We start from the raw sequence: 9364 nt of genomic DNA, 5'->3' as shown, positions 1-9364 counted from the left end.
CTGCTGCGCCCGAGCGCGGACCGGCCGACGCAGGCTTCGCCAGCTGCTACAGAACGCGTTATGGCTTAACTGACCGGCATTAGGACAAGCCGGCTCCCACAGGAATTCGTACCTCCCCTCTTTCAGGAAATCGCAGCAGTGCCGCGTCGCATCAGCAGAGCGTTTCAGACGCTCAGTGTTTTGGCTTTATCCCTGGCAATCAGCGGCTGCATCGGAACTGGAGGTATTGCCCCGCAGGGCAAGGCGCTTGAGGCTGATTCATTGGCCACCGACGAAGCCATTCAAAGCGCTGCACAGGACGCGCACTGGCCCGCCGCTCAGTGGTGGCAGGCCTATGGCGACCCGCAACTGAATCACTGGATCTACCTCGCCGTACAAGGCAGCCCGAGCATGGCGATGGCGGCGGCGCGGGTGCGTCATGCCAAGTCCATGGCTGGTATCGCCGAATCCGCCGAGTCATTGCAGATCAATGGCGAAGCAACCCTCAAGCGTCACAACTGGCCGACCGATCAGTTCTACGGGCCGGGGGAGTTGGCCAACACCACGACCTGGGATAACAACGCCGCCTTGGGTTTCAGCTATGCGCTGGACCTCTGGGACCGTGAAAGCAATGCCGCCGAGCGCGCCGTGGACATGGCGCACATGAGCGCTGCCGAAGCGCGTCTGGCGCAGCTCGAATTGCAGAACAACATCGTGCGCGCCTACATCGAACTGTCGCTGCATTACGCCCAGCGCGACATCGTCGAAGCGACGCTGAAGCAGCAACAGCAGATTCTCGACCTCGCCCAGAAGCGTCTGGATGGTGGCATCGGCACTCACTTTGAAGTCAGTCAGGCCGAGACGCCGTTGCCGGAAACCCATCGCCAGATCGATGCGCTGGACGAAGCCATCGCCCTCAGTCGCAACCAGCTCGCGGCCCTGGCAGGCAAGGGGCCGGGGGAGGGCACACACTTGCAGCGGCCAACGCTGTCGTTGGGCACGGCGCTGAAATTGCCGTCGTCGCTGCCTGCGCAATTGCTCGGTCAACGCCCTGACGTGGTTGCCAGTCGCTGGCAAGTGGCGGCTCAGGCGCGGGGCATTGATGTCGCCCACGCTGGCTTTTATCCCAATGTCGATCTGGTTGGCAGCCTCGGCTACATGGCCACGGGCGGCGGGGCGCTGGAGTTTTTGACCGGCAAGAAACTCAACTACAGCGTCGGCCCGGCGATCTCGTTGCCGATCTTCGATGGCGGGCGTTTGCGCGCCGAACTGGGCGAAGCCTCGGCGGGCTATGACATCGCCGTGGCCAAGTACAACCAGACACTGGTCAACGCACTGAAAAGCATCTCCGACCAGTTGATCCGCCGCGAGTCCATGGACAAGCAGCAAACTTTCGCCGCCGAATCCGTGGCCACCGCGCAGAAGACGTATGACATCGCGATGATCGCGTATCAGCGAGGGCTCACTGACTACCTCAACGTGCTCAACGCGCAGACGTTGTTGTTCAAGCAGCAGCAGGTTCAGCAGCAGGTGCAGGCGGCTCGGCTCAGTGCTCATGCTGAACTGGTGACGGCGTTGGGTGGGGGGCTTGGTGCGGGTAATGACGTGCCGAAAGACAGCCAGACCGCTGCACCGAAAACCCCGGCCTTGCTCCAGAGCATCTCGAAGTGAACACCAACCCTGTGGGAGCGAGCCTGCTCGCGAAGAGGGCGTGTCAGTCAATGATGATGTTGCCTGATACACCGCTTTCGCGAGCAGGCTCGCTCCCACATGGGCCAATTCGCTGCACAACCTTCGACCAATGAGCAGGATTTCATGACTCCCTTGCCCGCACCTTTGCGCTGGCTGTATTCCCTTGAATGGCGCCGGGGTTTCTTCGACTGGGCACGCAGCGACGGCGTGACCTGGGTTTACATCTTCAAGGTGTTGTTCGCCGCATTCCTGACATTGTGGCTGGCGATGCGCCTGGAATTGCCGCAACCGCGCACGGCGATGATCACCGTGTTCATCGTCATGCAGCCGCAAAGTGGTCAGGTGTTCGCCAAGAGTTTTTACCGCTTTGTGGGCACCTTGACCGGGTCGGCGGTGATGGTCGCGCTGATTGCGTTGTTCGCGCAAAACACTGAACTGTTTCTCGGCTCGCTGGCGATATGGGTGGGTATCTGCTCGGCCGGCGCGGCGCGGTATCGCAACTTTCGTGCTTACGGTTTCGTGCTGGCCGGGTACACCGCCGCGATGGTCGGTTTGCCGGCGTTGGCGCACCCGGACGGGGCGTTCATGGCCGCCGTGTGGCGCGTGTTGGAAATCTCCCTCGGCATTCTCTGCTCGACGCTGGTCAGTGCGGCGATCCTGCCGCAAACCGCGAGCGCCGCGATGCGCAACGCCTTGTACCAACGCTTCGGTGTGTTCGCGTTGTTCGTTACCGACGGCTTGCGCGGTTGCAGCAAACGGGACGCTTTTGAAGCCGGCAATGTGCGCTTCATCGCCGAAGCGGTCGGGCTGGAAGGCCTGCGCAGTGTCACCGTGTTCGAAGACCCGCACATGCGTCGGCGCAACGGTCGGCTCAATCGTTTGAACAGCGAGTTCATGGGGATCACCACGCGATTCAACGCCTTGCATCAGTTGCTCGAACGCTTGGACAGCAGTGGTGCCGATCAGGTGGTCAAGGCGATCAAACCGGGTTTGCAGGATCTGGCGCAAGTGCTCGACGGCTTCAGCGGCCGCGCCCTGACCCACGCGGACGCGGCTCGATTGGTGGTCGAATTGAGCGCTTACAAAGAAGGTTTGCCGGCGCGGGTCCGAAGCCTGCGCACGACCTTTCAAGAGAGCCATCCCGGCGACGCCGAGCAACTGGATTTCCACACCGCATACGAACTGCTCTATCGCTTCGTCGACGACTTGCACAGTTATGCACAGACCCACGCCTCGCTCGCCGATCACAGCCATGCGCGTGAGCAATGGGACGAGCCGTTCACCCCGCAAACCAACTGGATGGCCTCGGCGGCGTCGGGGATTCGCGCGGCGTTCATTCTGGTGGTGCTCGGCAGCTATTGGGTGGCGACGGCGTGGCCGAGCGGGGCGACGATGACGTTGATTGCCGCCGCCACCGTCGGTCTTTCAGCCGCGACACCAAACCCGAAACGCATGGCGTTTCAGATGGCCTGCGGCACCTTCCTTGGCGCGCTGATCGGCTTCGTCGAGATGTTTTTCATCTTCCCGTGGATCGACGGTTTCCCGTTGTTGTGCGTGATGCTCGCGCCGGTGATCGTGCTCGGTTCGTTCCTCACGTCGCGGCCGCAATACGCCGGCGTCGGCCTCGGCTTGCTGATCTTTTTCAGCACCGGTTCGGTGCCGGACAACCTCACGGTCTACAACCCTTACGCCTTCATCAACGACTACATCGCCATGGTGCTCGGCATGCTGGTGTGCGCGGCCGCCGGGGCGATCATTCTGCCGCCGAACAGTCGCTGGTTGTGGCGCAGGCTGGAGCAGGATCTGCGCGGCCAAGTGGTGTATGCGATCAGCGGCAAACTCAAGGGGTTGGCGTCGAGTTTTGAAAGCCGCACGCGGGACTTGTTGCATCAAGCCTATGGGTTGGCCGCCGGTCAGCCGCAGGTGCAACGGGACTTGTTGCGCTGGATGTTCGTGGTGCTGGAGGTCGGCCACGCGATCATCGAGTTGCGCAAGGAACAGGCGATTCTGCCGGTGCATCCGGCCTATGCCGAATCGCAACTCTGGCGTCAGGCCATCCGCGTGATGGGGCGTTCGCTGGTGCGGCTATTCCTGCAACCGAGCCAGAGCAATCTGGAGCGCAGCCTGATTGCGGTTGACCATGCGATCAGCCGTGTGCAAGCCACCGACGAACCTTTTGCGCCGCACTTCGACACCTCGGCCTTGCGCCGGGTGAAGAGCTACCTGCACTTCATTCGCACCTCATTGCTGGACCCGCAATCGCCGCTCGCCGCCTGCACCAACACCGAGCCTCAAGGACTTGAACATGCCTCGTGAAATCGCCTTCCACGGCGTGTACATGCCGACCATGACCCTGATGTTTTTCATTGCTGCGGCGTTGGCCTGGGCGCTGGACCGGTTTCTGTCCGGGTTCGATCTGTACCGCTTCTTCTGGCATCCGGCGCTGCTGCGCCTGAGCCTGTTTACCTGTCTGTTCGGCGCGCTGGCGCTGACTGTTTACCGTTGAGAACATTTTGATGAAAAAGCTTTTCAGCCTGCTCGCCACCTTGTTGGTGCTGGCCCTCGCCCTATGGATCGGCCGGACCCTGTGGGTGCATTACATGGACACCCCCTGGACTCGCGACGGCCGGGTGCGCGCCGACATCATCAACGTCGCCGCTGACGTCACCGGGGAAGTGGTGGACGTGCCGGTGCGCGATAACCAGCAGGTGAAGAAGGGCGACTTGCTGATGCAGATCGACCCCGAGCACTACCGCATTGCGGTCAAACAGGCGCAGGCGCTGGTGGCCTCACGCAAGTCGACCTGGGAGATGCGCAAGGTCAACGCACGCCGCCGCGCCGACATGGACAACCTGGTGATTTCCAGGGAAAACCGCGACGACGCCAGCAACATTGCCGACTCGGCATTGGCTGATTATCAGCATGCCCAAGCGCAACTCGAAGCCGCTGAACTGAACCTCAAACGCACCGAAGTGCGGGCGGCGGTGGACGGTTACGTGACCAACCTCAACGTCCATCGCGGCGACTACGCGCGCATTGGCGAAGCGAAAATGGCCGTGGTCGATATGAACTCGTTTTGGGTGTATGGCTTCTTTGAAGAAACCAAACTGCCGCACGTGCGAGTGGGTGACAAGGCCGACATGCAATTGATGAGCGGCGAAGTGCTGAAGGGGCATGTGGAGAGTATCTCTCGCGGCATCTATGACCGGGATAACCCGCAGAGTCGCGAGCTGATTGCCGATGTGAACCCGACGTTTAACTGGGTGCGGCTGGCGCAGCGCGTGCCGGTGCGGATTCACATTGATGAAGTGCCGGAGGGGGTGCTGTTGGCGGCGGGGATAACGTGTACGGTGGTGGTTAACTAGTCGTTGGACCGAGTTGTTCCCATCGCGAGCAGACTCGCTCCCACATTGGAATGCGTTTCCCTGTGGGAGCGAGCCTGCTCGCGAAGGGGGCAACTCGGTCTCACAGAAAAAAAAGGCTATAGATCAGCCTTTGCAAAACGTCTCATGCAAGTGCCGCCAGATCAGCCCGCCATCGGCGTCTTTCTCAAACACCACGGTCGAGCGCCGATCCGAATGCAGCCCGGTCGCATCGGTCTGCTGCTCGCGATAACGCACTACCGCGCCACCGTCATACAGCGCAACACCGCGCAACTCGCTGAGCTCAATCCTGAACCCGAGCTTCTTCCCGCCCGCCAGCTGAAACAGCTCGCTCAACGCCTCGAAGTCCAGCACCCGGCCTAACGGCGAGAGCATGGAAAACTGCGGTGAAAATCGGCTCAGGAGCTGTTCAAGCGCGGAATCGTCTTGCTCCTCGGCGAGCCATTGTTCGATGGCAACGTGGGCCTGGATGACTTCGTCGAAGTAGTCGGTGTAGTCGGTCATGGTAGTGTGTCCTGAAATTTTTCGGTGTCTGTTCTGACACTATCGCCGGCAAGCCGGTCTCGCTCCACAGTGATCTTTGGTGTGAATGCTATCTATGCCACCCAGCAGAACCCTGTGGGAGCGAGCCTGCTCGCGATGGCGTCGACTCGGTCTCAGAGCTGCCCGCGCAACCCGAACCGCCTCATCAACCCCGCCTCCAACAACCCCTTCGGCAACAACCCCGCCAACAACGGCAACGCCCGGCTGCCATTGCCCAATCGAATCAGGCGCGGTGGTTTGCTCTGTTGCACAGCCTTGAGCAAACCCTCTGCAAACTCCCTGGCCGGTGTCGGTTTGTCCTGCGAAGCCTTGGCTCGCGCGCGAATGCCTTCGCGCAGTGGAAACCACGGCGATTGTTCGGTGATCAGTTGTTCAGCCTCATGCCCGGCATTTTTAGCGAAGCTGGATTCGATGGCCCCCGGCTGGACTTCCATCACGCGGATCCCGAACGGCGCCAGTTCCATGCGCAACGCATCGCTCAACGCATGAACGGCGGCTTTCGAAGCGCAATAAGCACCCGCAAACGGCGTGACCAGGATCCCTGAAACGCTACCGATGTTCACCACCAATCCTTTGGCTCGACGCAGTACCGGGAACAGTGCGCGGGTAACACCGACGATGGCGAATACATTGGTTTCGAACTGCCGCTGCATGGCCGCAACACCGCCGTCGAGCAGCGGCCCCATGGCGCCATAACCAGCGTTGTTGATCAGCACGTCGAGGCCGCCTCGTTGCTGATTGATCTGTTCCGCCAGCTGTTCGAGTGCCGCGCTATCATTGACGTCCAGTTGCACGGCGGTAAAACCGGCAGCCGTTAACGCGGCGACGTCTTCAACCTTGCGGGCGCTGGCCCACACTTCGTAGCCGGCATTTTTGAACACCTCGGCGAGGGCGCGGCCAATGCCGCTGGAACAACCGGTAATCAACGCAACGGGCATGGCGCGGTCCTTGTGCAAAAAGAAATAGGCAATCAGTCGGAGAAACTACCCTGCAAACGCTCAGCGCGAAACTCCAGGGTTTGTGGGCGATAGCCGGGGCGCAGGGGCGGCATTGGCAAGCAGTCCTCCCAGTTGGCGCCGGCCTGCAATTCGCCGGGGCCCCGATAACGCGGGGCGGTATATTGGTTATCGGCCAGATTCACGGTATCGCCCGGCGCATACGCCGCGATGCGCCAACGCAATTCGGTCAGCGGGACGTCGTTGCCGTTGTTCATTTTTAGCTGCAACGGACGATCCGCCGGGCACTGCTCGGGCGCGTAGGCAATGCGCAACTCCAGGCGTGCGAGTTGCTTGACCTCGCGGTTGTCCATCCAGATTACCCACGTGGCCACCAGCGCCAAACCGACCGCGGCCGCCACAGAGACGGGAAACGCCTTTGCCGGGTAGCGCAGCAGCAAAATCAACCAGGTGATGACCAGCAGGACGCCGATGAACATGTAGGTACGCTCCTTGAACTCATGAGTACCATCCTACCGAAGGGCTGTGGGAATGGACATTCATGGATCAGGTCGGTTGCCATTGGTCGGTACTGTAATTTCTGACAGTAGCCCGTTATTTCGACAACCGGTTAGATAGTCGCTGGCTTACAGGGGCGCGCCGGCATGCATTACAAAACTCCCAGGTTGTCGGTTGTCGATCCGCGGGAGCTGCCGATCCGTTCAATTGATTATTGGCGCGCGGTTGAAGGCGAGCCGACTCTGGCCCGTATCAATCGCACTCTTCGCAATGCCGCCGGGCACTGCGCCAAACAGTGGGACCCACGGCTTTGGTTGCTACAGGACCAAGATCCGCTGGCGCCCGCCAACCTTGTCACCGTGCATTCGCTGTCCGGTGAGGCGTTGCGCACGATCAGTGTCGATGCCGGATGGCGACTCAGCCTGCCGGGACTGGGCCATGAGATTTTGCACGGATGGGATGGCCGCGATACCCAACGCGAAATCTTCTACGACGCCTTGCTTCGTCCCGTTTCGGTGTTTGAACAGGGGAGGGCGGAGCCACGCCGTTGTGTTGAACGCATGACGTATGGCGGGCCCGACCAAGACCTGCGGAACCTGTGCGGTCAATTGATTCGTCATGATGATCCGGCGGGAACCGTGTTGTTTGAGTCATTTTCGGTCATCGGTCAATGCCTCGAACAAATCCGTCACTTCACACTGGACCTTGTTGCGCCTGATTGGCCGGAGGCGGAGGCCGAACGCCAGCGATTACTGGAACCCGGCGCGGGCGCGAACTCCACGTGGCGCTACGGTCCGCAGGGTGTTGTGTTGGAAACGGTCGATGCCAGCAAAAACCACCAGACCTTCAACTACACGCAAGATGGGCGGCTGCGCCTCAGCGCGTTGAAATTGGCAAACCAGACATCCTGGCAAAAGCTCGTCAGTGGAATTGAGTACAACGCCGAGGGGCAAGTCGAACGGGAAGTCGCGGGCAGCGGGGTGCGGACGAGTCTGAAATACCGGCCTGAAGACAGTCGTCTGCTGGAGCGACGGGCGTACAGCGATGGGGCCGGATTGCTGCAATATCTGATTTACCGTTATGACCGAATGGGCAATGTGCTGAGCATCGAAGACAAGGCGATGCCGGTGCGGTACTTCAACAATCAACGCATCGAACCCGTCAGTCGATTTATCTACGACAGTCTTTATCAATTGATCGCGGCATCTGGCTGGGAGGCGGGTGGCCCGATTCAGGCCCCGGAGTCAGTCGGTCGTAATGACCCGGCGGCACTCAGCAACTACCGCCAGACTTATCGCTATGACACGGGCGGCAATCTGCTGAAGCTGACGCACAGTGGCGCGCAAAGTCCAGGGCGTGAACTGAAGGCCGCACAGTTCAGCAATCGCTGTCTGCCGTGGCGTAACAGCGTGCCACCGACCGAAGCGGAAATCGCTGCCGCGTTCGATGCCAACGGCAATTTACTGGAGCTCGATCAGGGGCGTCTTTTGACGTGGGATCTGCGCAATCAATTGCAGTCGGTCAGCCCGGTTGTGCGCGCCTCAGGGGTCAATGACCAGGAGGCCTATTTTTACGATGGGACCGGTCAGCGGGTACGTAAAATTCGCTCGTTGCGGATCCGCGCCCGGACGGTAGTGGCGCAGGTGCGTTACTTGCCGGGGCTGGAAATTCGCACCGACAGTGGCACTGGGGAGGTGCTGCAAGTCATTACCGTGGAGGCCGGGCTCAACACTGTGCGGGTGTTGCATTGGGAGAGCGTTCCGCGGTCAGGGGTCAACGACCAATATCGGTTCAACCTGGTCGATCACCTGAACTCCTGCACCCTGGAACTGGCCATTGACGCGCAAATCATCAGCCAGGAAGTCTTTTATCCTTTCGGCCAGACCGCGTGGTATGCCGGCCCGGATGTGATTGACGTCGACTATAAAACCGTTCGCTATTCGGGAAAGGAGCAGGATGCAACGGGGCTCTACTACTTTGGCCTGCGTTATTACATCCCGTGGTTGTTCCGTTGGCTCAATCCTGATCCCAAAGGGTTTGTTGATGGGCCGAACGTTTATCAAATGGTCGCAAACTCCCCCATGACGTATGTCGATAGCGACGGTGGCGAGTTGACTGAAGCTTCGGAGCTGAACGACAGCCTGGATAAACAAAACGCTCTGTTGTCATCGGTTGCGGACGGAGCCGGTGACTTCAAGAATTCGCTGCTCAATCACGCCTATGCGCAACATCGGTTTAAAGCCTTGGGTCGACGTGTAGCAACTCAACTTGCCAGTAGTGCTACCAGCGCCGCCGGTACGGCGGCGGGGGGCG

8 protein-coding genes are annotated in these 9364 nt (G+C 60.4%); 5 read left to right on the top strand and 3 right to left on the bottom strand.

Annotated elements, in window-relative coordinates:
- Window positions 1-138: 138 nt before the first annotated feature.
- From PMI22_RS04610 to PMI22_RS04625, 4 genes are all read left to right on the top strand, one after another.
- On the top strand, window positions 139-1650 hold the full coding sequence (locus tag PMI22_RS04610; protein WP_007948384.1) for an efflux transporter outer membrane subunit: 1512 nt from the start codon (window positions 139-141) through the stop codon (window positions 1648-1650).
- Window positions 1651-1794: 144 nt separating this feature from the next.
- Window positions 1795-3987: an FUSC family protein gene (locus PMI22_RS04615; RefSeq protein ID WP_007948383.1), complete on the top strand. Its 2193-nt coding sequence runs from the start codon at window positions 1795-1797 to the stop codon at window positions 3985-3987.
- A complete protein-coding gene (locus PMI22_RS04620; protein WP_007896379.1) occupies window positions 3977-4177 on the top strand; it encodes a DUF1656 domain-containing protein in 201 nt (66 codons plus the stop codon). Before PMI22_RS04615 ends, PMI22_RS04620 begins: the two co-directional genes overlap by 11 nt.
- A gap of 10 nt (window positions 4178-4187) precedes the next feature.
- Complete coding sequence (locus PMI22_RS04625) at window positions 4188-5036, top strand: efflux RND transporter periplasmic adaptor subunit (protein ID WP_007948382.1); 849 nt, start codon at window positions 4188-4190, stop codon at window positions 5034-5036.
- A gap of 123 nt (window positions 5037-5159) precedes the next feature.
- On the opposite strand, the gene PMI22_RS04630 is transcribed toward PMI22_RS04625, so the two are convergent.
- The 3 genes from PMI22_RS04630 to PMI22_RS04640 all read right to left on the bottom strand — a co-directional run bounded on the left by PMI22_RS04630 (window position 5160) and on the right by PMI22_RS04640 (window position 7032).
- Entirely contained in the window at window positions 5160-5558 is a 399-nt protein-coding gene (locus PMI22_RS04630) for a DUF4440 domain-containing protein (protein ID WP_007948381.1), read from the bottom strand.
- Between the two features lie 152 nt (window positions 5559-5710).
- Window positions 5711-6535, bottom strand: a complete 825-nt coding sequence (locus PMI22_RS04635; RefSeq protein WP_007948380.1) for an SDR family oxidoreductase — start codon at window positions 6533-6535, stop codon at window positions 5711-5713.
- A gap of 32 nt (window positions 6536-6567) precedes the next feature.
- Complete coding sequence (locus PMI22_RS04640; protein WP_007948379.1) at window positions 6568-7032, bottom strand: hypothetical protein; 465 nt, start codon at window positions 7030-7032, stop codon at window positions 6568-6570.
- A gap of 165 nt (window positions 7033-7197) precedes the next feature.
- Between PMI22_RS04640 and PMI22_RS04645 the strand changes: the two genes are divergently transcribed.
- The coding region (locus PMI22_RS04645) for an RHS repeat domain-containing protein (protein ID WP_007948377.1) at window positions 7198-9364 on the top strand (2167 nt) is incomplete at its 3' end.

The organism is Pseudomonas sp. GM21 (assembly GCF_000282215.1).
Lineage (GTDB): Bacteria > Pseudomonadota > Gammaproteobacteria > Pseudomonadales > Pseudomonadaceae > Aquipseudomonas.
Note: the sequence above shows the minus strand (reverse complement) of the source record. Positions and strands in the feature narration are given on the sequence as shown.

Coding starts and splice junctions, on each gene's coding strand:
- PMI22_RS04615 (WP_007948383.1), top strand. CDS start 1,795: ATGACTCCCTTGCCCGCACCTTTGCGCTGGCTGTATTCCCTTGAATGG.
- PMI22_RS04620 (WP_007896379.1), top strand. CDS start 3,977: ATGCCTCGTGAAATCGCCTTCCACGGCGTGTACATGCCGACCATGACC.
- PMI22_RS04625 (WP_007948382.1), top strand. CDS start 4,188: ATGAAAAAGCTTTTCAGCCTGCTCGCCACCTTGTTGGTGCTGGCCCTC.
- PMI22_RS04630 (WP_007948381.1), bottom strand. CDS start 5,558: ATGACCGACTACACCGACTACTTCGACGAAGTCATCCAGGCCCACGTT.
- PMI22_RS04635 (WP_007948380.1), bottom strand. CDS start 6,535: ATGCCCGTTGCGTTGATTACCGGTTGTTCCAGCGGCATTGGCCGCGCC.
- PMI22_RS04640 (WP_007948379.1), bottom strand. CDS start 7,032: ATGTTCATCGGCGTCCTGCTGGTCATCACCTGGTTGATTTTGCTGCTG.